Genomic DNA, 22,881 nt, shown 5'->3' with positions numbered 1-22,881 from the left:
ACTAAGGTCAATGAATTGATGACCAATCATAAAGGAGTTTTTACTATGTCTCAAACTATCGACCTGACCCTGGACGGTTTGTCCTGCGGTCATTGCGTTAAACGCGTGAAAGAAAGTCTTGAACAACGTCCGGATGTTGAGCTGGCGGACGTCACCGTAACCGAAGCGCACGTTACCGGTACAGCCAGTGCGGACGCGTTAATTGAAACCATCAAACAAGCCGGGTATGGCGCGACGTTAAGCCACCCAAAGGCTAAACCGCTGACAGAGTCATCAATCCCGTCGGAAGCACTGGCAGCGGTTCCTCATGAGCTTCCGGTAGCGACGGCCGATGAAGAAAGCCAACAGTTGCTGTTAAGCGGCATGAGCTGCGCCAGTTGTGTCACCCGCGTACAACATGCGCTACAAAGCGTACCGGGCGTCACACAGGCACGGGTAAACCTGGCGGAACGCACTGCGCTGGTGATGGGCAGCGCGTCCGCCGCTGATTTAGTGCAGGCGGTGGAAAAAGCCGGCTACGGCGCAGAGGCGATTGAAGATGACATCAAACGCCGCGAGCGCCAGCAGGAAACCGCCATCGCCACCATGAAACGTTTTCGCTGGCAGGCCATCGTCGCCCTGGCGGTCGGTATACCGGTCATGGTCTGGGGGATGATCGGCGATAACATGATGGTGACCGGCGACAACCGCAGCCTGTGGCTGGCTATTGGCCTGATCACGCTTGCGGTGATGGTCTTTGCGGGCGGTCACTTTTACCGTAACGCGTGGAAAAGCCTGCTGAACGGCACGGCGACGATGGATACGCTGGTGGCGCTCGGCACCGGGGTCGCCTGGCTCTACTCCATGAGCGTCAACCTGTGGCCGCAGTGGTTCCCGATGGAAGCGCGGCACCTCTATTACGAAGCCAGCGCGATGATTATCGGTCTGATTAATCTCGGACACATGCTGGAAGCGCGCGCCCGTCAGCGTTCCTCAAAAGCGCTGGAAAAATTACTCGATCTCACCCCGCCCACCGCACGCGTCGTGACAGAAGACGGCGAAAAAAGCGTCCCGCTGGCGGACGTTCAGCCAGGGATGCTACTGCGACTCACTACCGGCGATCGCGTGCCGGTGGATGGCGAAATTACCCAGGGCGAAGCGTGGCTTGATGAAGCCATGCTGACCGGCGAACCCATTCCGCAGCAAAAAGGCGAAGGCGACAGCGTTCATGCCGGCACCGTCGTCCAGGACGGCAGCGTCCTGTTCCGCGCCAGCGCGGTGGGCAGTCATACCACGCTGTCACGCATTATTCGCATGGTACGCCAGGCGCAAAGCAGTAAACCGGAAATTGGCCAACTGGCCGATAAAATCTCCGCGGTATTCGTTCCCGTCGTCGTGGCCATTGCGCTGTTCAGCGCCGCTATCTGGTATTTCTTCGGACCGGCGCCGCAAATTGTTTATACGCTGGTCATCGCCACCACCGTACTGATTATCGCCTGCCCTTGCGCATTAGGCCTGGCGACGCCAATGTCGATTATTTCCGGTGTAGGCCGCGCTGCCGAATTCGGCGTGCTGGTACGCGACGCCGATGCCCTGCAACACGCCAGTACGTTGGATACCCTCGTTTTTGATAAAACCGGGACGCTGACGGAAGGCAAGCCGCAAGTGGTGGCGGTAAAAACCTTTAACGGCGTTGATGAAGCTCAGGCATTACGTCTGGCAGCCGCGCTCGAACAAGGCTCCAGCCACCCGCTGGCCCATGCGATTCTGGAAAAAGCCGACGACGATAAACTGCCGCAGGTGAACGGTTTCAGAACTCTGCGCGGACTGGGCGTCAGCGGTGAAGCGGAAGGCCATCAACTGCTTCTGGGGAACCAGGCGTTGCTGAACGAACAGCACGTCGCCACGGATGATATGACGGCGGAAATCACCGCGCAGGCCTCGCAAGGCTCGACTCCGGTCCTGCTGGCGATTGACGGTAAAGCGGCGGCGTTACTGGCGGTACGCGATCCATTGCGCAGCGATAGTATTGCCGCGCTTGAACGCCTGCACAACGCCGGATACCGTCTGGTAATGCTCACCGGGGATAACCCAACGACGGCTAACGCGATTGCCAAAGAAGCGGGCATTGATGAAGTGATTGCGGGCGTTCTGCCGGATGGCAAAGCCGATGCGATTAAACGTCTGCAAAGCCAGGGTCGTCAGGTTGCGATGGTCGGAGATGGTATCAACGATGCGCCCGCGCTGGCGCAGGCGGACGTCGGTATCGCGATGGGCGGCGGCAGCGATGTGGCGATTGAAACCGCGGCGATTACGCTGATGCGCCATAGTCTGATGGGCGTGGCGGATGCGCTGGCCATTTCGCGCGCGACGTTGCGCAATATGAAACAAAACCTGCTTGGCGCATTTATCTACAACAGCATTGGTATCCCGGTGGCCGCCGGTATTCTGTGGCCGTTTACCGGTACCTTGTTAAACCCGGTAGTAGCGGGCGCGGCAATGGCGCTGTCTTCCATTACCGTCGTCAGCAATGCCAACCGGCTATTGCGCTTTAAACCGAAAGCGTAAAAACGCTATATCAGGCAGCATCAGCTGCCTGATATATTATTAAGCCATCAGTAATTTACCGTATCAATATATAAAAATTTAACCGCACATCCTGTAGAAAAATAAAAATCAACATTTTATAATGCTTTTTTGAATCATAAGGATGTGTTATTTATGTTTAGAAAAGCAGTTACGCTTCTTTTCCTGCTTTCTCCCGCCGTCAGTTATGCAGGGTTATTTGATTCCACTCCAGAGTTAAAATGTGGCAACGATAATGCAGTCACGGCGGCAAAAGAATGGATTTACAATGAAGCATTAGGTCGTTTACAGCAAGACTATATTAAAGAGCCCTCCACGCTTTTCTTCGATATCCCCCAGACTCAATACGAGCAGCAACTCCGGGCTATTCCTGTTCAATTCAGTGATGTAATCACGCAGAACCCTCAAGCAGAAAATGCCAACCTACGAACTTGCTCGGCTACCGTCGCCATGGGTATTCCTCAGCCATTATTTAAATTAATGAAAGACTTACCAAATACTCTATTCTATATTTCACAAGGGGATGGACAGGTAATAAACAATACGGTGACCTGGAAACAGGTTAACTACAATATTCAGCTAGCAGACAACAACAAAGATATTGTTGTCACCTCTGTGCAAAAAACCGATAAATTGGCGCGATCTATTTATGTAATGGCAAGAATGACGGTATCTGGTGATAGCATTATAAAGAAAAAAAATAACTCACTGATTGAAATCGCAGCAAAGAAATTTGAGAGTAGAGATCGCGAGCTTAATCAGGTCTGGAAATCGCTACCCGCCTCTGCCCGAACGGCATTAAAACAAGAGCAGCGAGTCTGGGTGACCAAAAAAGAGCAGCAGTGCGGCAAACTTAGCGATGCAAAATCCGAGGCCATACCTGCTGAAAAGCGCATCAGTATTTATAAATGCCAGCTTGAAATGACCATCGCCAGAACGGCCTATCTCGACGGCAGCGAATAACCCGACCGATCGTTGACGTCCCGTCAGGGCGCATTGCGCCCTTTTCTCCAACGCGCTAGCATGAGCTTTTTCAAAGGGAGCGCGTATGGAGTTATTAAATCAACTTAAACGTTTATGGCGCGCGCTGCGTGGTACCCCAAATAGTTGGCCTGCTATCGATCTCTCCCTGCCCGGCGGTCGTCATCTGCATCTGGTTGGCAGTATTCATATGGGGACGCGCGATATGGCTCCTCTTCCAGCAAAGCTGGTGAAAAAGCTACGCCAGGCCGACGCGCTGGTCGTTGAAGCGGATATTTCTGGTAACGAAACGCCATTCAGCAATCTCCCCAAATGCCCGCCGTTGGTCGAACGTCTCAGCGCCGGGCAGCTAAGCGCACTGGAAAAACGGGTCAGCGAGTTGGGTATGCCGCTGATCCATTTTGATAATCAACCTTTATGGCAGATAGCTATGGTGCTACAGGCCACGCAGGCGCAACGGCTGGGATTGCGCCCGGACTATGGCATTGATTATCAGCTATTACAGGCTGCCCGCGAAATGTCGCTGCCGGTGCAAGAGCTGGAAGGGGCGAAACACCAGCTCGAACTACTCTGCGATCTGCCCGATGGCGGGATGGCGCTGCTCGACGACACGCTGACGCACTGGCACACCAACGCACGGCTTTTGCAGGTGATGATCGGCTGGTGGCTTGAGCAGCCGCCGACCAGCGTCGGCGCTTCGCTCCCCAGAACGTTTAGCCAGCCGCTGTATGATGTACTGATGGTGAAACGCAATGAAGCCTGGCGCGACGCGCTGCTGGCACTGCCGCCGGGACGCTACGTGGTAGCCGTAGGGGCGCTACATCTGTACGGCGAAGGCAACCTACCGCAAATATTGAAATAAAAAAATGGCCAATATCGCTATTGGCCCGTCAAAGAGGAATTTCATCGTTATTATTATCCCGACGCTTTCGCTTCGGATCTTCAGATTGTCGCTCAAAGTTGCCGCAACTGCCAAGACCTAATGCACAAGATTATACTATTTTTTAGTCCGCTTTCGGGCGTATGCTGATGGCAAATCACGTCTGTAGTAAGAAGGAACGTTATGACACCCGCAGTTAAGTTACTCGAAAAAAACAAGATTCCGTTTAACATTCACACCTACGATCACGATCCGAATGAAACTAACTTTGGCGATGAAGTGGTGCGTAAGCTCGGGCTAAACGCCGATCAGGTGTATAAAACGCTTTTGGTCGCCGTGAATGGCGATATGAAGCAACTGGCCGTCGCCGTGACGCCTGTAGCCGGACAGCTGGATTTGAAAAAAGTCGCCAAAGCTCTGGGCGCGAAAAAGGTCGATATGGCCGACCCGATGGTGGCGCAACGCACCACGGGATATCTGGTCGGCGGGATCAGTCCGCTGGGACAGAAGAAACGGCTGCCCACGCTGATTGACGCGCCAGCCCGCACGTTTGCCACTATTTATGTTTCCGGTGGTAAACGCGGGCTGGATATTGAACTGGCGGCTGACGATTTGGCCGCCATACTGGGTGCTAAATTCGCTGATATCGCGCGTCGGGATTAAGCCTGCGTAAAATACATTGCCGGATAGCGGCGCAAACGCCTTATCCGGCCTACAGCAGACATAATCCGTAGGCCTTAAGGCTGCGCGCCATCAGGCAGAAATGGCTATCCGTACCGCTACAGCCAGCTCACCTCGCCTTTTGGCGTAAACGCCGCCGCATCCAGCGGTGAATTTTGCTGAATAAACTCTTTCAGCACTTCCGCGTCAATAAACCCGGTATTCACGTATCCCGGTTTGTTATCGATGCGCGGATAACCATCGCCGCCCGTGGCGTTGAAACTCAGCGTCGCCATGCGGTAGGTTTTGGCCGGATCAACAGGCTCGCCTTTGATTTTCAGCTCGGTGAGCTTGCCCTCTTTGGCGACAAAGCTCACATTGGCGAACTGTGGATAGGCGCCGGAGTCCGGTTTCATCTGTGCTACGGCGGTGAGATAATCAACCACCTCTTTGCCGCTCATATCGGCATACACCACAATGTTGCCGAACGGCTGTACCTTGAGCACGCTTTTATAGGTAATATCTCCCGCCTCAATCGAGTCGCGAATACCGCCGCCGCTCATCACGCCAAAATCGGCGCCGGTGCGCGCGATCTGCGCAGCCAGAATCACCCGTCCCATATTGGTCTGGACAAATCTGACCTTACTGCGATCGCCTTCAAGAAGGCCATTCACGCTACCAATTTTCACCTCCAGTTGCGCTTTACCTTTATTCTGGAACGGCGTTAATAACGAGAGCATTTGCGGATTTTCTGCGATTTCCGGCGTGTAAAGTACACGCTCGCTTTTCCCGTTATCCCAGGTCACTTTTTTCTTGAGATTTACCGGAATAAGCTGGTAGTTAACCATTTTCATCTCGCCGTTACGGAATTCGAAATCCGCGCGGCCCACATATTTACCCCACTCATGCGCCTGCACGATCCAGATGCCATTTTGCTTATCCGGCGCGCAGGGCGTTCCCGGTACGTAATTCACCTGTTTTTTATTTTCCGACGCCATGCATACCGGGTCTTGTGAGTGACCGCCCACAATCATCGCCAGCGAACCGGCAGGCAGGCTACGCGCCATCTCAACGTCGCCCGGCGCGTTCGAACCGTGATCGCCGTTGTCATAATGTCCCATATGCGTGGTCGCGATAATCACGTCCGGTTTTTCATTCATATTAAGTTCCTGAATCACCACCTTTGCTTCTTCAGCAGGTTTACGAAACTCAATATCGGTGAAATATTCCGGGTTGCCTATTTTCGCCGTGTCATCGGTGGTTAAGCCGATTACCGCGATTTTTATATCCTGGCGTGTAAAAATAGCCCACGGCTTAAACAGACGCTCGCCGGTACTTTTTTGATAAATATTGGCGGAAAGAAAGGGAAACTTCGCCCACTTTTCCTGCTGGCGCAATACGGTGAGCGGATTATCAAACTCATGATTACCGACGGCCATAGCGTCGTAGCCAATCAGATTCATCCCGCGGAAATCGGGCTCCGCATCCTGGAGATCGGATTCCGGCACCCCGGTATTAATGTCGCCGCCGGATAACAACAGGACGCTTCCCCCCTCTTGCGCCACCTCTTTACGGATACTGTCCACCAGCGTTTTTTGCGCCGCCAGACCATATTCGCCATATTCGCTGCGCCAGAAGTGACCGTGGTGATCGTTGGTATGCAGGATAGTAATTTTATAGGTTTTATCTTTTTCGTAAGCCTGTGCAGGCTGAGTCGTCAGCGCGAACGCCGCCAGTAACGCCAGCGCCACACCCCGTTTCAAAAATTTCATCTTTCTCTCCCTGACTCAATATCAACCGCAGAAATTACCTTTCCTTGCAATAATAGACAAATATGTTTTCAGAATTGAGACTTCCTTCAAACACATTTCACAGGTATGTTAGGCAAGTAATAATTACACATCCTACTATCTCCAACATCGCATAAAATTTAAGTGACTTTCTATGGCCATGAGTGAACCAACCCAGCCGTTAGCCGGCGCGCCCGCAGCGGCCGCTAAAGCACGTACTTCGTTTGGTATTTTGGGCGCGATCAGTCTTTCCCATCTGCTGAACGATATGATCCAGTCGCTAATCTTAGCCATTTATCCCCTGTTGCAGGCGGAGTTCTCGCTGACCTTCGTCCAGATAGGTTTGATCACCCTGACGTTCCAGCTCGCCTCATCGCTACTGCAACCGGTCGTCGGCTACTGGACGGATAAGTATCCCATGCCGTGGTCGCTGCCTGTCGGCATGTGTTTTACCCTGAGCGGGTTGGTACTGCTGGCAATGGCGGGAAGTTTTGGCGGCGTATTGCTCGCTGCGGCGCTGGTGGGTACCGGCTCGTCCGTTTTTCACCCGGAATCGTCCCGCGTGGCGCGCATGGCCTCCGGCGGACGTCATGGTCTGGCGCAGTCTATCTTCCAGGTCGGCGGAAACTTCGGCAGTTCATTGGGCCCGCTGCTGGCCGCCGTGATTATCGCGCCCTATGGCAAAGGGAATGTCGCCTGGTTTGTGCTGGCCGCGCTGCTGGCGATCGTGGTGCTGGCGCAGATCAGCCGCTGGTATGCAGCCCAGCACCGGATAGCGAAAGGCAAGCCAAAAGCGATAATCGCTAACCCGCTGCCGCGCAATAAAGTCGTGCTGGCGGTCAGCGTGTTATTGCTACTCATTTTCTCGAAATATTTTTATATGGCGAGCATCAGTAGCTATTACACCTTTTATCTGATGCAAAAATTCGGATTATCAATACAAAACGCGCAGCTCCATCTGTTTGCCTTCCTGTTTGCGGTGGCTGCCGGGACGGTAATCGGCGGGCCGGTGGGCGATAAAATCGGCAGGAAATATGTGATTTGGGGCTCTATTCTCGGCGTCGCGCCGTTTACCCTTGTTTTACCCTACGCCACGCTGTACTGGACGGGGATTTTAACGGTGATTATCGGCTTTATTCTCGCGTCGGCGTTTTCCGCCATTCTGGTGTATGCCCAGGAGCTGCTGCCAGGACGCATCGGTATGGTTTCCGGCCTGTTTTTCGGGTTTGCCTTCGGGATGGGAGGCCTGGGCGCAGCGGTGCTGGGGCTGATTGCCGACCATACCAGTATCTATTTAGTTTATAAAATCTGTGCTTTCCTGCCGCTTCTGGGGATACTGACCATATTCTTACCTGATAATCGACATAAAGCGTGATTTTATGGCGGTTAAAGGTACGCTTTAACCGCCTGTACATCCCGATGCCATCATGCTTTGCCCATCCCATACTTATCACTTTTCCGTTCCGTGCTCTTTTTACCGTCAAATTGTATTTTTTTATAAAACACAACCATTTTTTATAAACATCCTGATTGAAATTGTCATAAACTATTACCCGGAGTTTTGGAGTCCAGCAACCAAAGGAGACGGAATGCATCACGCTACCCCGCTTATCACCACCATTGTCGGCGGCCTTGTGCTCGCTTTTATTCTCGGCATGATTGCCAACAAATTGCGTATTTCTCCACTGGTGGGATATCTGTTAGCGGGCGTTCTGGCGGGACCTTTTACCCCTGGTTTTGTTGCGGATACCAAACTGGCGCCGGAGCTGGCGGAGCTCGGCGTGATTCTATTGATGTTCGGCGTCGGACTGCATTTTTCGCTGAAGGATTTGATGGCGGTAAAGTCTATCGCCATTCCCGGCGCTGTCGCTCAGATAGCGGTGGCGACGCTGTTGGGTATGGCGCTTTCCGCCGTGCTGGGATGGTCATTAATGACCGGCATCGTTTTTGGGCTCTGTCTGTCTACCGCCAGTACCGTCGTCCTGCTGCGCGCGCTTGAGGAGCGACAACTCCTTGATAGCCAGCGCGGGCAAATCGCCATCGGCTGGCTGATTGTCGAAGATCTGGTGATGGTGCTGACGCTGGTCTTGCTGCCCGCCGTTGCCGGCATGGTGGAAAAAGGCGATGTCGGCATAGCCTCGCTGGCAGTCGATATGGGGATAACCATTGGTAAAGTGGTGGCGTTTATCGCCATCATGATGCTGGTCGGACGCCGCCTGGTGCCGTGGATTATGGCCCGCAGCGCCGCCACCGGCTCGCGCGAATTATTTACCCTTTCCGTACTGGCGCTGGCGTTAGGCATTGCGTTTGGCGCGGTAGAACTGTTTGACGTCTCTTTTGCGCTGGGCGCGTTCTTCGCTGGAATGGTGCTTAATGAGTCGGAACTGAGTCACCGGGCGGCGCACGATACGTTGCCGCTGCGCGACGCCTTTGCCGTCCTGTTTTTTGTTTCCGTCGGCATGTTGTTCGATCCGTTAGTCTTGATTCAACAGCCGCTGGCGGTGCTGGCGACGCTTGCCATTATCGTCTTTGGCAAATCGATCGCTGCGTTTTTCCTGGTGCGTATGTTCGGCCACTCGCCGCGAACCGCGCTGACCATTGCCGCCAGCCTGGCGCAAATCGGCGAGTTCGCCTTTATTCTCGCCGGACTCGGCATGGCGCTCAACCTGCTGCCGCAAGCGGGACAGAACCTGGTGCTGGCAGGCGCTATTTTGTCGATTATGCTTAATCCCGTACTGTTTACCCTGCTGGAGAAGTATCTGGCGAAAACCGAAACGCTGGAAGAGCAAACGCTGGAAGAGGCTATCGAAGAAGAGAAGCAAATTCCGGTGGATATCTGTAATCATGCCCTGCTGGTGGGTTTTGGCCGCGTAGGCAGTCTGCTGGGAGAAAAATTACTGGCGGCGGGGATTCCGCTGGTGGTTATCGAAACGTCCCGTACCCGCGTGGATGAACTGCGCGAACGCGGGATTCGCGCCGTGCTGGGCAACGCCGCTAACGAAGAAATCATGAATCTGGCGCATCTGGACTGCGCCCGCTGGCTATTATTGACCATCCCCAACGGTTACGAAGCCGGCGAGATTGTCGCCTCAGCGCGGGAAAAAAGCCCTGATATCGAGATAATCGCCCGCGCGCACTATGATGATGAAGTGAAATATATTACCGAGCGGGGAGCCAATCAGGTAGTGATGGGCGAGCGAGAAATTGCCCGGGCGATGCTGGAACTGCTTGAAACGCCGCCCGCGGGTGAAGTCGTCGCCAGTTAAGGGTTTGCCGGACGGCCCGATGCGCGCAGCGCCATCGGGCAAGCCAGATTAGCGATCCCAGTACGACTCTTCCAGGCTGTCCTCACGCTCCGGCAGCCCGCGTGTCAGACGCGGAGAATGCTGGTTCAGTACCTGATAACTGACACGGTTAGCATATTTACACACCTGCGCCAGCGACGAATAGGTCAGCCAGGTAAATTTGTGCTTACTGGAGTTCGGTACGTTGCTACGATGGTAACTGTTCGCCGTAATATCGTGCAGCAGCGCCGCCAGCGCGCCATCGCCCGCGCCGTTGGTGTTCATGATTTTTTCCGGCCCGCCCATATACGGCGCAATATGCGAATAAACGCGCAGCGGATTAATACAATCTTTATGGCGCATTGCCCGGCTAAATTCATACTGGTTAAATTCAGCAATAGCTCCCGGTAGCAGCGGATGCTGGGTTTTACGTTTTGCTTCCTCTTCGGTGAAGCCCGCCATATATAACCCTATCGGCCCGGCGGTGCATAACACCAGGTCGACCCAGTCCAGCGCCTTATCCGCCGCCAGCAGCGGGTCGTTTTCGCCGGTCAGCGCTTCCGCTTCTTCTTCATTCATTGCCAGAATCGAGACATTCTCTTTGAGAAACGCCTGCCACCACTGCGGATTATCGGCGATCACAAATTTGGTGCCCAGCGTCATGACAACCGGCACGTTATGCTTTTTCGCGTATTCGATCGCTTTCATCGTCGCGTCAGGCATCGGTTCGCCAGGCTTACAGCGCACCAGATATGAGGTCAACACCAGCGCGGAGGCGCCAGCGATCACCGCTTCCGGAATACTTTCCGCCCGTAGCTGATTCATATGGCCGGGGCTGATAGCGAAGGTACGCTCGCCGGATTCGCCAATCAGCGTGAAACAGCGGCCAATCGGGCCATCTACCGCTTGCAGATAATTCAGGTCAGTACGGCTGGAAGTATTACACAGGTAGCGATAAGCGTAGCTGCCAATCTCAATGTTGCTGCACATCACGCCCAGTAACACCGAACGGTCATCCGCCAGTACCGAGTAATTATGCATCGTATTGCCTATGGTGCCGCCAGCAAACTGATGGGTGATCAGATTTTCCCGCGTCAGTTCCTGATACAGCTTCTCCGCCACCTCGTCTTCTATCACCAGAGAATGCCCGGCGCTTAATCCATAGCGTGTAATAAAATCGTCATCCACTTTCGCCTCAATATCCACCAACGTCTGGTCGATACCGACGACCCAGGAGGCATTGGTTTCCTGTTCTGGCTGAATTTGTTGCAACAACGGGTCACGCGCATTGACGGGAAAATAGTGTTTGGATTTACGTTTACCGGGAAATTTCATGATTGTGCTTACGGATGAATAACGGAGCGCTGCATGGTAGCACATTCCCCCTGCTGCGCGCGACGGACGATGGCGTTTCAATATCGGACGACGAGATCGCAGTTTCTCCAGCCGCGTTTTTTACAATGGTTCACTTTCACAAGGAGCGTTTTATGAAGCCGGAAAATAAAATTCCCGTACTCACCCGACTGTCAGACGAAATGAAAGCCGTCGTAAACTTCCAGCAACCAGGCCTTCCCCCCTGGCCTGCCGATGGCGATATTGAGACCCAGCGTCAGTATTATCTTCTTGAGCGCCGTTTCTGGAATGCCGACGCGCCGTCCATGACCACCCGCACCTGCGTCGTCCCTACGCCTTATGGCGATGTAACAACCCGGCTCTACTCGCCGCAGCCGACCAGCCAGGCCACCTTATACTATCTGCACGGCGGCGGATTTATCCTCGGTAATCTGGATACGCATGACCGGATAATGCGTCTGCTGGCGCGTTATACCGGCTGTACCGTGATCGGTATTGATTATTCGCTGTCGCCACAAGCGCGTTATCCGCAGGCCATTGAAGAAACCGTCGCGGTATGCAGCTACTTCTCTCAACATGCCGATGAATACTCGCTCAACGTGGAGAAAATCGGTTTCGCCGGGGATTCCGCAGGCGCCATGCTGGCGCTTGCCAGCGCGCTCTGGCTACGTGATAAGCACATTCGCTGCGGTAACCTTATCGCGATTCTGTTGTGGTATGGGCTGTATGGGTTGCAGGACTCGGTAAGCCGCCGTCTGTTCGGCGGCGCATGGGACGGCCTGACGCGTGAAGATCTGGACATGTACGAAAAGGCCTATCTGCGTAACGATGAAGATCGGGAATCGCCCTGGTATTGTCTGTTTAATAACGATCTCACGCGCGATGTGCCGCCCTGCTTTATTGCCAGCGCGGAGTTTGATCCGCTCATTGATGACAGCCGCTTGCTGCACCAGACATTACAGGCGCACCAGCAGCCCTGCGAATACAAAATGTATCCCGGCACGCTGCACGCCTTTCTGCACTATTCGCGAATGATGACAATCGCCGACGATGCCTTGCAGGACGGCGCGCGATTCTTTATGGCGAGGATGAAGACGCCGCGTTAACGGTACGGCGCCGTGAGTTTCAGCATCATATCAATATGTTCCGGCGTCGCGTTCAGCGCCGGAATGTACGCATATTTTTTACCGCCCGCTTCAAGGAAAATCTCGCGGTTCTGTTCCGCTATCTCTTCCAGCGTCTCCAGACAATCCGCGGCAAATCCCGGACACATAACCTGAATATGGCCAGTCCCCTTTTCACCCAACATTTTTAGCGTTTCATCGGTGTACGGCGTCAGCCACGGTTCACGGCCAAAGCGCGACTGGAACGTCATCATTACCTTTTCCGGCGGCAGTCCCAATGCGGAAACCAGTTCGCGCGTGGTATCGCGGCAGCGCTGCGGATAGTCATCGCCTTCATCCGCATAACGTTGTGGAATGCCGTGATAGGAGAGCAGAAGCACATCGGGCTCGCCGTGCCTGGCGAACGACTCACGCGCGCTTTTCGCCAGCGCATCGATATAAGCGCCGTCATCCGCGTAATCGCGAATAAATGAGATACCGGGAATACGACGTTTACGCGCCAGTATCCGCCCCAGTTCGTCCCAGACTGCGCCCACCGTTGAGCAAGAGTATTGCGGGTACAACGGCAGCACGACGATATGGTCGACGTCGCTTGCTAACAGTTCATCGACAGCGCTTTCCAGCGAGGGCGAGCCGTAGCTCATCCCCAGCGCGACGGGCGTATCTGGCAACCGCGCGGCCAGCGCCTGTTGCTGTTCGCGGCTATATACCATGAGCGGCGAACCGCCATCCATCCAGATAGATTGATAGAGTTTCGCGACGCGCGGCGAACGCAGCGGTAAAATAACGCCACGCAGCAGCGGCCACCACAGCAGACGAGGAGTATCCACCACGCGTCTGTCGCTTAAAAATTGTTTCAGGTAGCGCTTTACCGCTTCGGGAGTTGGGGCATCTGGCGTGCCAAGGTTAGCCAGCAGGATACCGGTTTTCGTCTGACGCATTGCCGCCTCTTATCTATTCAAATTGTTGATAATTGTAGCGGAAAAGTGATAAAGAAGAACTAATTGCTGCGAGAGGTAAGACGAGAATTCGCCGAATGGCGCTAACGATACCAGTAGGCCGGATAAGGCGTTCAGGCCGCCATCCGGCACCGATTGCCTGATGGCGCTACGCTTATCAGGCTTGCGGGATAATGGCAGGCCTGATAAGCGGTTCACTACGCGAAAAAAATTAACCGAGGATTTTTTCCAGCGCTGCGCGCACGTCGGCAACGGCCTGCGTACCGTCAACTTTAGCGTATTTGGTGTTGCCCGCTTCCGCTTCTTTCTGGTAGTAGCCAATCAGCGGCGCGGTCATCTGATGATATTCCACCAGACGTTTGCGAACGGTCTCTTCCTGATCGTCTTTACGGGTCGTCAGATCTTCGCCGGTGACGTCATCTTTGCCTTCCACTTTCGGCGGATTAAACTTAACGTGGTAAACGCGGCCAGAGGCGGCGTGTACGCGACGACCCACAATACGGTCAACGATCAGTTCGTCCGGTACGTCGAATTCCAGCACGTAATCCACCACAATACCCGCTTCTTTCATTGCGTCAGCCTGCGGGATCGTGCGCGGGAAACCGTCCAGCAGAAAACCGTTACGGCAGTCTTCCTGGGCGATACGCTCTTTAACCAGCGCAATCACCAGTTCATCGGTCACCAGTTTACCGGCGTCCATGATATCTTTCGCCTGTTTGCCCAACTCGGAGCCTGATTTCACTGCGGCGCGCAGCATATCGCCAGTGGAGATTTGCGGAATACCATATTTCTCCATGATGAACTGAGCCTGAGTTCCTTTACCCGCGCCCGGAGCGCCAAGCAGAATAATACGCATTACGAAAATCCCCTCAAAGGTTGTCGATATTTTTTAAAAAGCGCTAAACGATACCACCATCACGCATTTCGCTCAAGGAAGCCGCCTGATGCTGAAACGGTTAACGAAGAGAAATCCAGAAAAGAGAAGGTATTATAAAAAATGCCGGATGGCGCTGGCGCTTATCCGGCCTACAAACAGTACTCGCCCGTAGGCCGGATAAGATGCTTCACGTCGCCATCCGGCAGTCACAAAACAGTACTCGCCCGTAGGCCGGATAAGACGCTTCGCGTCGCCATCCGGCAGTCACAAAACAGTACCCGTCCGTAGGCCGGATAAGACGTTTCACGTCGCCATCCGGCAGTCACAAAACAGTACCCGTCCGTAGGCCGGATAAGATGCTTCGCGTCGCTATCCGGCAATCAGATGAGCGTTATCAGGACACCAGCAACTGGTTCATACGGCGGATAAACTGGTTCGGATCTTCCAGCGTACCGCGTTCAGCGAACAGCGCCTGATCCAGCAGCAGCTCGACCCACTCTTTAAACTGCGCTTCATCCTCGGTATCGGCAGTGCGTTTAACCAGCACATGATCCGGGTTGAGCTCAAAGATGTATTTCACTTCCGGCACGGACTGACCGGCCGCGGCGAACAGTTTCGCCATCTGGGTGCTCATTTCATCCGCATCGGTGGTGACAATCGCCGGCGTGTCGGTTAAACGATGCGTCAGACGCACCTCTTTCACGCGATCGCCCAGCAGGGTTTTGACACGCTCCACGAACGGCTCAAGCGCCTTTTCCGCTTCTTTCGCGTTTTCGTCGACTTCATCCGCCAGTTTTTCGATGGACTCATCGGCTTTAGCGACCGACTGGAATGCTTTACCGTCAAACTCGGTCAGGTAGTTCATCATCCACTCGTCGATGCGATCGGAGAGCAGCAGCACTTCGATGCCTTTCTTACGCAGCAGCTCCAGGTGCGGGCTGTTTTTCGCCGCCGCATAGCTGTCTGCGGTGATGTAGTAGATTTTTTCCTGCCCTTCTTTCATCCGGGAGACGTAATCTTCCAGCGACACGGTCTGGGCGGAAGAGTCGGTATGGGTGGAGGCAAAGCGCAACAGTTTAGCGATCGCTTCCTGGTTGGCGTGATCTTCCGCCGGGCCTTCTTTCAGCACCAGACCAAACTGTTTCCAGAAGGTTTGGTATTTTTCCGCGTCGTCTTTCGCCAGTTTTTCCAGCATTTGCAGAACGCGTTTGGTTAGGGCGCTGCGCAGATTACGCGTTACCGTGCTGTCCTGCAGGATTTCACGGGAGACGTTCAACGGCAGGTCATTAGAATCAATCAGGCCGCGCACGAAACGCAGATAGTTCGGCATGAACTGCTCGGCATCGTCCATAATGAACACGCGCTGTACGTACAGCTTCAGACCATGTTTGTGATCGCGGTTCCACAGATCCCACGGCGCCTGCGACGGAATATACAGCAGGCTAGTGTACTCCTGCTTACCTTCCACGCGGTTGTGGCTCCAGGTCAGCGGATCGGTGAAATCATGCGCGATGTGCTTGTAAAACTCGTTGTACTCGTCGTCTTTAATTTCCGACTTGTTGCGGGTCCACAACGCCTGAGCCTTGTTGATTTTCTCCCAGGAAATCACGGTTTCGCCGTCTTTTTCTTCCCGTTTTTCAATCTCTACCGGCAATGCGATGTGATCGGAATATTTACTAATAATCGAGCGTACGCGCCAGTCATCGAGGAATTCATCTTCGCCTTCACGCAGGTGTAAGGTGATTTCCGTACCACGGTCATTTTTGGTGATATCGGCAACGGTGTATTCGCCTTCGCCTGCCGATTCCCAGAACACGCCATTTTCCGGCTTGTCGCCTGCCGCACGAGTACGTACGGTCACTTTATCGGCCACAATAAACGCGGAGTAGAAGCCTACGCCAAACTGACCAATGAGCTGGCTATCTTTCGCCTGATCGGACCCCATTGATTCGAGGAAAGATTTGGTGCCGGACTTGGCAATGGTGCCTAAGTGGTCAATCACCTCATCACGATTCATCCCCACGCCGTTATCGGCAATGGTCAACGTACGCTTATCTTTATCGAAAGAGACGCGCACACGCAGCTCGCCATCTCCTTCATACAGATCCGGGTTTGACAGAGCGCGGAAACGCAGCTTGTCCGCCGCATCTGAGGCGTTAGAGATGAGTTCACGCAGGAAGATTTCTTTATTTGAATAAAGAGAATGGATCATCAGGTGCAGAAGCTGTTTAACTTCTGACTGAAAACCACGCGTTTCTTGTCCTTTCATGTGGATAGACCTCAACAAAGCCATTTTTAATGGTAAAAATACGTTGAGGGTGAGATGGGGACAAGCGGGTGTGATTTCAAGCGGAGGCCGCGAATGCCGCCTCCGTTTGTTCAGAAAATAATCTTATGGCGTCCCGCCAGCGAGTGGGACAGCGTCGTACCGTCGACCATCTCCAGTTCGCCGCCAACCGGCACGCCGTGGGCGATACGACTGGCTTCGACGCCGGCCTCCGCGCACAGCTCGGCAATATAGTTCGCGGTAGCCTCCCCTTCAACCGTCGGGTTGGTCGCGAGGATCAGCTCACTGATTTTTTCTGACGCCAGCCGCTGTTCCAGACGATCGAGACCGATATCATCCGGCCCGATGCCGTCCAGCGGCGACAGGTGGCCCATCAGCACGAAATACCGCCCGGAAAATTGCCCGGTCTGCTCAATGGCGTAGATATCCGCAGGACTCTCCACCACGCAAATCTGGCCGTTTTCCTGACGCCGCGGGTTCGAACAGATATTACAAACATCCTGCTCGGTAAAGGTGCGGCAGTCGGCGCAGTGGCCGATTTCCGACATCGCCCGGGTCAGCGCCTGCGCCAGGCGCATTCCGCCGCTGCGATCGCGCTGCAACAGGGTAAACGCCATCCGCTGCGCCGACTTAGGGCCGACGCCCGGAAGGCAGCGCAACGCTTCCATAAGCTGAGTTAACAGCGGACTGGTTTGCATCAGAATGGCATCTTAAAGCCTGGCGGCAGTTGCATACCGGAAGAGACGGAAGCCATCTTCTCTTTTTGCGTCTCTTCAATGCGGCGCGCCGCATCGTTGAAGGCCGCAGCGACCAGATCTTCCAGCATCTCTTTGTCATCTTCCAGCAGGCTTGGGTCAATTTCCACGCGGCGGCAGTTATGCGCGCCGTTGATGGTAACCTTCACCAGACCCGCGCCGGATTCGCCGGTCACTTCCAGCTGCGCAATCTCTTCCTGCATTTTCTGCATTTTTTCCTGCATCTGCTGGGCCTGTTTCATCAGATTGCCCAGACCGCCTTTTCCAAACATAAGCTCTCTCTCTTGATGGTTCACAATCGCAAGCCGGGCTTACGATCAAATGGGGCGGATACTCTCTTCATCCAGCTCGGCGTCGAAGAATCGACGCAGCGTCTGAATGTTATTATCCGCAATAATTGACTCACGCGCTTGCGCGAGTTTCTCTTCATAAATGGCCTGACGCCATTCCAGCGGCGTACGCACCGCGGGATTATCATCTTCAACGATGGTCAGTTCAACCGTCGTTCCCGTCAGATCGCTGAGCGCTTGCGCCAGCTTTTGCTGCGCGCCGCTGGAATTGAGGTGCCGCTGCGTCGAGCGCAGATGCAGACAAACCGCGTTGCCGTTCTGCTCCTTCCAGGCATTGAGCGCCACCTGCTCCACCAGCTTAGGCAAAGAAAGCTGGCTTACCTGCGCCGCCCACGGATCGCGCTCAATCGCTTCCGCCGCCAGTTTAGCCGCCAGCTCCGGCGTTTTTTCATGCTCCAGAGCTTTCTTAAGCGCTTTTGGCGTAGCCACCACTTCTTTGGTTTGTACTACCGGCGTGGTGGCCTTCCAGCGATAAGCCTCTTTCTTTACTGGCGCCGTTTCCAGCGCGGACGGCGCCGGGCGCGCCTGTACGCGCTCCGAAACCGAGGCCAGCCGCTCCAGCGCAGAGTTATTCACCGGCCGCGCGCGGGATGCGGCTGCCGGTTCACTCTTTTTTGTTTTGGTTACTCCCTGCGCGCGCTGTAGCTGATTGCGCGCCGCCAGCACCTGACTGGTAGACGCCGGCAGCGGCGCTGGCGATGTCTGCGGCGCGGGCGCCGACGGCTGCTGCACCTGCGGCGGCGTCATTACCGCCGTTGGGGCCACGGGCGCAAAAGACTGCCGCGGCGTTTCAGGCTCCGGCAAGGGCATACGCGGGTGAAACGCCAGTGCACGCAGTAACGTCATTTCAACGCCCATCCGCCGGTCCGGCGCCCAGGGCAATTCTTTGCGACCAATCAACAACGTCTGATAATAGAGCTGAAGATCGCCGGGAGGCACCGTCCGGGCAAGTTCGCGCATCCGTTGCTCGATAGCCGCCATATCGCTGCCTAACGCGGCAGGCGAAAGTTGCACCATCGCAATACGGTGCAGCAGGCTAAGCATTTCGACCAGCAGCGCTTCCCATTCAATACCGCGCGCCGCCGCCTCGTTGATAAGCGACATGACGCGTTCGCCGTTAGCGTCAACCACCGCCTCGACTAATGACAAAGCCTGGTCGTCGTCCAGCGTACCGAGCATGGCGCTTACCGCCTGCGTCGAAACCTGCCCGTCGCCGCTGGCGATCGCCTGGTCAGTCAGACTTAATGCATCGCGCAGGCTGCCGTCAGCCGCACGCGATAACAACTGCAACGCGCGGGGTTCGTGAGCGATATGTTCCTCATTGAGAATATGCTCAAGCTGATGGCGAATCTGTTCAACATCCAGCGCTTTGAGATGAAACTGTAGGCAGCGCGACAAAATGGTCACCGGCAGCTTCTGCGGATCGGTGGTAGCCAGTAAAAATTTCACATGTGCTGGCGGCTCTTCAAGCGTTTTAAGTAGCGCATTAAAGCTGTGGCGCGACAGCATGTGGACTTCATCGATCAGATAGACTTTAAAGCGACCGCGCGCAGGCGCGTACTGGACGTTATCCAGCAGGTCACGGGTGTCTTCGACTTTGGTACGCGATGCGGCGTCAATCTCAATGAGATCGACAAAACGCCCCTGCTCAATTTCCCGACAGTTATCGCAAACGCCGCACGGCGTCGCGGTAATACCGGTTTCGCAGTTCAGCCCCTTCGCCAGCAGTCGGGCGATAGAAGTTTTACCGACGCCGCGCGTGCCGGAAAAAAGATATGCGTGATGAATGCGCCCTAACGACAAGCCGTTCGCCAGTGCGGTCAGCACATGTTCCTGGCCGACGACGTCAGCAAAGGTTTGTGGGCGCCATTTTCTGGCTAAGACCTGATAACTCATTGGCAGGCTCTGAAACGCTGGAAGGTGGATTCATAGAAGGGTAATGCTAACACAACCTCGCCGATACAGCGAGGTTGTCTCTCTGGCTAAAATAGCAGTGCGAATAGCCTGAATCAATGCCCTGGAAACGGCACCAGGCTATAACAGGTAATCCCCTGCTTTTCCAGACGCTGCTCGCCGCCCAGATCGAACAAATTGATGATGAACGCCGCATCGGTGACTTTCCCGCCCAGACGACGGATCAGCTTCACGGTCGCCTCAATGGTGCCGCCAGTCGCCAGCAGATCGTCCACGACCAGCACGTTGTCGCCAGGTTTAATCGCGTCGACATGGATTTCCAGCTGATCGGTGCCGTACTCTAATTCATAGGTCTCGGCAATAGTTTCACGCGGTAATTTGCGCGGTTTACGTACCGGAACAAAACCAACGCCCAGCCCAAGCGCAACCGGCGCGCCAAACAGGAAGCCACGCGCTTCGGTGCCGACCACTTTGGTGATACCCGCATTTTTATAACGCTCAACCAACAGTTCAATACTGAGCGCGTAGGCTTTCGGGTCTTCCAGTAAGCTGGTGACATCACGGAAAAGAATGCCCGGTTTCGGGTAATCCTGAATGCTTTTGATGCTGTTTTTGAGAAACTCAAGCTGCTGTGCAGTCGCGGTCATGGATATATGCCTGCTAAGTACGGTGTTACTCACGGCGCAATACTTTTCAGTCAGGGGTAACGCTCGGTTACTCTTTGACCGCCTGCGCCTGTGCTCGAAAACGGTCGAATTTACTGGCTGTGAACGACAATTGCAACAGCGATTCGTGTGCTTCAGCGCTTTTGTTGCTTTTCATCAATCACCGGTATCCGCCACATAAAAATCAGCAGGCAGGCCAAAATAACCAACAGCAGCACCCGCACCCACATCATATTCACCAGCCACAGCGAAATACCAAAGGTCAGCAATATCAACGCGATCGCTCGCGGTTTCGCTCCCGGCGGCATGGCCCGATAGCGCTGCCAGTGGCGCAGATAACCGCCAAACCATGAGCGGTATAACAACCAGGCATGGAAACGAGGCGACGAGCGGGCGAAACACCAGGCCGCCAGTAAAATGAACGGCGTAGTCGGCAACAGGGGCAAAACCACGCCCAGTGTCCCTAATACTACCGCCAGCCAGCCAATGATGATTAAAATAGTACGTTGCATAATGCGAATCGTTATCAAACAGAAGGCTACTGTAGCACAGCCTGTCTTATTTTCATCGGGGTGTTGAATTGAAAACCGCTATGCTGTTACAGACGCTGGAAGAGAGGCTGGCGACGCTACGCCAACGCTGCGCGCCGCTGGCGCAACATGCGACGTTAAGCGCGCGCTTTGACCGACATCTTTTCCGTACCCGCAGTACTCTGTTGCAGGGATATCTGGAAGAGGCTGACACCAATCTCGCCGCGTTGCGTCAGGCGGTAAAACATGAGCAACTGCCGCAAGTCGCCTGGCTGGCGGAACATCTGGCTTCGCAACTGGAGGCGATATCGCGTGAAACCGCCGCCTGGTCGCTGCGCCAGTGGGATGCCGCTGCGCCAGGGCTGGGCCGTTGGCAGCGCAGACGAATACAGCATCAGGAGTTTGAACGTCGACTACTGGCGATGACACAGGAGCGCAAAATTCGTCTGGCGCAGGCGACCGGCCTTGTCGAACAACAAACGCTGCAAAAGGAAGTCGAGATCTATGAAGGACGGCTGGCGCGCTGCCGACATGCGCTGGAGAAAATAGAAAACGTACTGGCGCGTTTAACCCGTTAACCCTGGAGAAAGTATGTCGCTTGAAAATGCCCCTGATGAAGTCAAACTGGCCGTGGATTTAATTGTTCTGCTTGAAGAGAATCGCTTACCGGCACGAACGGTGCTACGCGCGCTGGAAATTGTTATGCGTGATTATGAAAACAAGTTAAAAAGTACGGAAGACGACTCGCAAACAGAGTAATTGCCCTCTGGTTTGTCCTCGTTGTCGCTGACAAAGTGGTCGCTACAGTCAGGCAACAAAGGACGGGGCATGGAACGTCTACCCACCACGCCGCACGATGCGGTATTCCGACAGATGCTGATGCAAAAAGAGGTCGCCCGCGACTTTCTGGCTATCCACTTGCCAGAAGACTTTCTTGCAATCTGCGATCTGGATTCACTGAAGCTGGAGTCAGGGAGTTTTGTTGAAGACAATTTACGCAGCCGCTATTCAGATATTCTCTACTCTCTGCATACCCAACACGGCCCCGGGTATGTTTACGCGCTCATTGAACATCAGAGCAAATCAGACCGGCTGATGGCTTTTCGCCTGATGCGTTACGCCATTGCCGCCATGCAGCGTCATCTGGATGCCGGCCATGATACCTTGCCGCTGGTGGTACCAATCCTCTTTTATCACGGTCCGGAAAGCCCGTGGCCCTATAGCCTTAACTGGCATAATATGTTTGTGAAACCGGATATGGCGAAGGCCTTATACCCAAAATAATTCGAGTTGCTTAAAGGCGGCAAGGGAGTGAGTCCCCAGGAGCATAGATAACTATGTGACTGGGGTGAGCGAGCGTAGCCAACACATAAGCAACTTGAAGTATGAAGGGTATATACAGTCATGAATTTGCGCTGGTCGACCTGACGACAATGCCGGATAATCAGCTTTTGCAGCATCGGCGGATAGCGATGTTAGAGCTCCTGCAAAAACATATTCGTAAACGCGATTTAAGCGAACTGCTCGACCCCCTTATCACGCTTTTAACGCAGGATCATTTGACGGACACGCAGCTCAGTGTGCTGGTCAACTATATGTTGAAAGCAGGAAACGCCGCAGAACCCGGGGCGCTGATTCGTCAACTGGCGCAGGGCGCGCCGCAGTATAAGGAACAACTGATGACAATAGCGGAATGGCTGGAAGAAAAAGGCCGAACGGAAGGGTTGCGAAAAGGCCTTGAGCAAGGGTTAGCACAAGGCCGTGAGGCCGAAGCGCGCGCTATTGCCCGCAAAATGCTTGCCAACGGGCTGGAACCCGGGCTCATCGCCAGCGTCACCGGCATTACGCCGGAAGAGCTTTCTACGCTTTCGCATTAGCGGCGCCGCGCGCACTCATAAAGCGCGCGG

General features: G+C 54.5%; 19 protein-coding genes, 2 pseudogenes and 1 other annotated feature. Of the genes and pseudogenes, 11 read left to right on the top strand and 10 right to left on the bottom strand.

The window, feature by feature from the left end; all coding sequences use genetic code 11:
• The first annotated feature begins 45 nt into the window (after window positions 1-45).
• From copA to ybaK, 4 genes are all read left to right on the top strand, one after another.
• Window positions 46-2,547: a copper-exporting P-type ATPase CopA gene (gene copA, locus J4650_RS18710; RefSeq protein WP_023993890.1), complete on the top strand. Its 2,502-nt coding sequence runs from the start codon at window positions 46-48 to the stop codon at window positions 2,545-2,547.
• Window positions 2,548-2,700: 153 nt separating this feature from the next.
• On the top strand, window positions 2,701-3,528 hold the full coding sequence (locus tag J4650_RS18705) for a lysozyme inhibitor LprI family protein (RefSeq protein ID WP_001523411.1): 828 nt from the start codon (window positions 2,701-2,703) through the stop codon (window positions 3,526-3,528).
• A gap of 85 nt (window positions 3,529-3,613) precedes the next feature.
• Complete coding sequence (locus J4650_RS18700; protein ID WP_000421861.1) at window positions 3,614-4,408, top strand: TraB/GumN family protein; 795 nt, start codon at window positions 3,614-3,616, stop codon at window positions 4,406-4,408.
• A 201-nt stretch (window positions 4,409-4,609) separates the two neighbouring features.
• On the top strand, window positions 4,610-5,089 hold the full coding sequence (ybaK, locus tag J4650_RS18695; protein WP_000186618.1) for a Cys-tRNA(Pro)/Cys-tRNA(Cys) deacylase YbaK: 480 nt from the start codon (window positions 4,610-4,612) through the stop codon (window positions 5,087-5,089).
• A 116-nt stretch (window positions 5,090-5,205) separates the two neighbouring features.
• Here ybaK and ushA read toward each other — a convergent pair whose 3' ends face one another.
• Window positions 5,206-6,858, bottom strand: a complete 1,653-nt coding sequence (ushA, locus tag J4650_RS18690) for a bifunctional UDP-sugar hydrolase/5'-nucleotidase UshA (RefSeq protein ID WP_023245534.1) — start codon at window positions 6,856-6,858, stop codon at window positions 5,206-5,208.
• Between the two features lie 172 nt (window positions 6,859-7,030).
• Between ushA and J4650_RS18685 the strand changes: the two genes are divergently transcribed.
• Both J4650_RS18685 and ybaL read left to right on the top strand, forming a co-directional pair.
• Complete coding sequence (locus J4650_RS18685) at window positions 7,031-8,251, top strand: MFS transporter (RefSeq protein WP_001251593.1); 1,221 nt, start codon at window positions 7,031-7,033, stop codon at window positions 8,249-8,251.
• Window positions 8,252-8,465: 214 nt separating this feature from the next.
• On the top strand, window positions 8,466-10,142 hold the full coding sequence (gene ybaL / locus J4650_RS18680) for a YbaL family putative K(+) efflux transporter (protein WP_000546202.1): 1,677 nt from the start codon (window positions 8,466-8,468) through the stop codon (window positions 10,140-10,142).
• A 48-nt stretch (window positions 10,143-10,190) separates the two neighbouring features.
• Here the strand turns inward: ybaL and gsk are convergent, their stop codons facing one another.
• Window positions 10,191-11,495: an inosine/guanosine kinase gene (gene gsk, locus J4650_RS18675; RefSeq protein ID WP_000671592.1), complete on the bottom strand. Its 1,305-nt coding sequence runs from the start codon at window positions 11,493-11,495 to the stop codon at window positions 10,191-10,193.
• Between the two features lie 152 nt (window positions 11,496-11,647).
• On the opposite strand from gsk, the gene aes reads away from it, so the two are divergent.
• Window positions 11,648-12,619 (top strand): acetyl esterase, encoded by a 972-nt coding sequence (gene aes / locus J4650_RS18670; RefSeq protein ID WP_023993892.1) that lies wholly within the window; start codon window positions 11,648-11,650, stop codon window positions 12,617-12,619.
• On the opposite strand, the gene hemH is transcribed toward aes, so the two are convergent.
• The 8 genes from hemH to J4650_RS18630 all read right to left on the bottom strand — a co-directional run bounded on the left by hemH (window position 12,616) and on the right by J4650_RS18630 (window position 20,956).
• Window positions 12,616-13,578, bottom strand: a complete 963-nt coding sequence (gene hemH, locus J4650_RS18665; protein ID WP_001250078.1) for a ferrochelatase — start codon at window positions 13,576-13,578, stop codon at window positions 12,616-12,618. The genes aes and hemH overlap by 4 nt on opposite strands.
• A 229-nt stretch (window positions 13,579-13,807) precedes the next feature.
• Window positions 13,808-14,452: an adenylate kinase gene (adk, locus tag J4650_RS18660; protein ID WP_001220237.1), complete on the bottom strand. Its 645-nt coding sequence runs from the start codon at window positions 14,450-14,452 to the stop codon at window positions 13,808-13,810.
• Between the two features lie 415 nt (window positions 14,453-14,867).
• Window positions 14,868-16,742: a molecular chaperone HtpG gene (gene htpG / locus J4650_RS18655; RefSeq protein WP_001523272.1), complete on the bottom strand. Its 1,875-nt coding sequence runs from the start codon at window positions 16,740-16,742 to the stop codon at window positions 14,868-14,870.
• A 110-nt stretch (window positions 16,743-16,852) separates the two neighbouring features.
• The gene (gene recR / locus J4650_RS18650; RefSeq protein ID WP_001195023.1) at window positions 16,853-17,458 is read right to left on the bottom strand and encodes a recombination mediator RecR; all 606 of its coding nucleotides are present in this window, start codon (window positions 17,456-17,458) and stop codon (window positions 16,853-16,855) included.
• Window positions 17,458-17,787: a YbaB/EbfC family nucleoid-associated protein gene (locus J4650_RS18645; RefSeq protein ID WP_000467098.1), complete on the bottom strand. Its 330-nt coding sequence runs from the start codon at window positions 17,785-17,787 to the stop codon at window positions 17,458-17,460. Before J4650_RS18645 ends, recR begins: the two co-directional genes overlap by 1 nt.
• Before the next feature lie 45 nt (window positions 17,788-17,832).
• A complete protein-coding gene (dnaX, locus tag J4650_RS18640) occupies window positions 17,833-19,761 on the bottom strand; it encodes a DNA polymerase III subunit gamma/tau (RefSeq protein WP_000121967.1) in 1,929 nt (642 codons plus the stop codon).
• Window positions 18,436-18,500, bottom strand: a sequence feature (DnaX frameshifting element). (Overlaps the previous gene by 65 nt.)
• 113 nt (window positions 19,762-19,874) lie before the next feature.
• Window positions 19,875-20,426, bottom strand: a complete 552-nt coding sequence (gene apt, locus J4650_RS18635) for an adenine phosphoribosyltransferase (RefSeq protein WP_000127350.1) — start codon at window positions 20,424-20,426, stop codon at window positions 19,875-19,877.
• Window positions 20,427-20,578: 152 nt separating this feature from the next.
• Window positions 20,579-20,956 (bottom strand): DUF454 family protein, encoded by a 378-nt coding sequence (locus tag J4650_RS18630; protein WP_001189860.1) that lies wholly within the window; start codon window positions 20,954-20,956, stop codon window positions 20,579-20,581.
• A 68-nt stretch (window positions 20,957-21,024) separates the two neighbouring features.
• On the opposite strand from J4650_RS18630, the gene priC reads away from it, so the two are divergent.
• From priC to J4650_RS18610, 4 genes and pseudogenes are all read left to right on the top strand, one after another.
• Complete coding sequence (gene priC / locus J4650_RS18625; RefSeq protein ID WP_023993893.1) at window positions 21,025-21,552, top strand: primosomal replication protein N''; 528 nt, start codon at window positions 21,025-21,027, stop codon at window positions 21,550-21,552.
• Between the two features lie 13 nt (window positions 21,553-21,565).
• Entirely contained in the window at window positions 21,566-21,733 is a 168-nt protein-coding gene (gene rsmS, locus J4650_RS18620; RefSeq protein WP_000051161.1) for a pleiotropic regulatory protein RsmS, read from the top strand.
• A 69-nt stretch (window positions 21,734-21,802) separates the two neighbouring features.
• Window positions 21,803-22,249, top strand: a pseudogene (locus tag J4650_RS18615) (Rpn family recombination-promoting nuclease/putative transposase); the annotation flags it as partial.
• 119 nt (window positions 22,250-22,368) lie between these two features.
• Window positions 22,369-22,851: pseudogene (locus J4650_RS18610) on the top strand (Rpn family recombination-promoting nuclease/putative transposase); the annotation flags it as partial.
• Between the last annotated feature and the right edge of the window lie 30 nt (window positions 22,852-22,881).

The sequence above is a fragment of the Salmonella sp. 32120201201600049SM genome (genome assembly GCF_017572835.1).
Taxonomy (GTDB): domain Bacteria; phylum Pseudomonadota; class Gammaproteobacteria; order Enterobacterales; family Enterobacteriaceae; genus Salmonella; species Salmonella enterica.
Note: the sequence above shows the minus strand (reverse complement) of the source record. Positions and strands in the feature narration are given on the sequence as shown.

Coding starts and splice junctions, on each gene's coding strand:
- copA (WP_023993890.1), top strand. CDS start 46: ATGTCTCAAACTATCGACCTGACCCTGGACGGTTTGTCCTGCGGTCAT.
- J4650_RS18705 (WP_001523411.1), top strand. CDS start 2,701: ATGTTTAGAAAAGCAGTTACGCTTCTTTTCCTGCTTTCTCCCGCCGTC.
- J4650_RS18700 (WP_000421861.1), top strand. CDS start 3,614: ATGGAGTTATTAAATCAACTTAAACGTTTATGGCGCGCGCTGCGTGGT.
- ybaK (WP_000186618.1), top strand. CDS start 4,610: ATGACACCCGCAGTTAAGTTACTCGAAAAAAACAAGATTCCGTTTAAC.
- ushA (WP_023245534.1), bottom strand. CDS start 6,858: ATGAAATTTTTGAAACGGGGTGTGGCGCTGGCGTTACTGGCGGCGTTC.
- J4650_RS18685 (WP_001251593.1), top strand. CDS start 7,031: ATGGCCATGAGTGAACCAACCCAGCCGTTAGCCGGCGCGCCCGCAGCG.
- ybaL (WP_000546202.1), top strand. CDS start 8,466: ATGCATCACGCTACCCCGCTTATCACCACCATTGTCGGCGGCCTTGTG.
- gsk (WP_000671592.1), bottom strand. CDS start 11,495: ATGAAATTTCCCGGTAAACGTAAATCCAAACACTATTTTCCCGTCAAT.
- aes (WP_023993892.1), top strand. CDS start 11,648: ATGAAGCCGGAAAATAAAATTCCCGTACTCACCCGACTGTCAGACGAA.
- hemH (WP_001250078.1), bottom strand. CDS start 13,578: ATGCGTCAGACGAAAACCGGTATCCTGCTGGCTAACCTTGGCACGCCA.
- adk (WP_001220237.1), bottom strand. CDS start 14,452: ATGCGTATTATTCTGCTTGGCGCTCCGGGCGCGGGTAAAGGAACTCAG.
- htpG (WP_001523272.1), bottom strand. CDS start 16,742: ATGAAAGGACAAGAAACGCGTGGTTTTCAGTCAGAAGTTAAACAGCTT.
- recR (WP_001195023.1), bottom strand. CDS start 17,458: ATGCAAACCAGTCCGCTGTTAACTCAGCTTATGGAAGCGTTGCGCTGC.
- J4650_RS18645 (WP_000467098.1), bottom strand. CDS start 17,787: ATGTTTGGAAAAGGCGGTCTGGGCAATCTGATGAAACAGGCCCAGCAG.
- dnaX (WP_000121967.1), bottom strand. CDS start 19,761: ATGAGTTATCAGGTCTTAGCCAGAAAATGGCGCCCACAAACCTTTGCT.
- apt (WP_000127350.1), bottom strand. CDS start 20,426: ATGACCGCGACTGCACAGCAGCTTGAGTTTCTCAAAAACAGCATCAAA.
- J4650_RS18630 (WP_001189860.1), bottom strand. CDS start 20,956: ATGCAACGTACTATTTTAATCATCATTGGCTGGCTGGCGGTAGTATTA.
- rsmS (WP_000051161.1), top strand. CDS start 21,566: ATGTCGCTTGAAAATGCCCCTGATGAAGTCAAACTGGCCGTGGATTTA.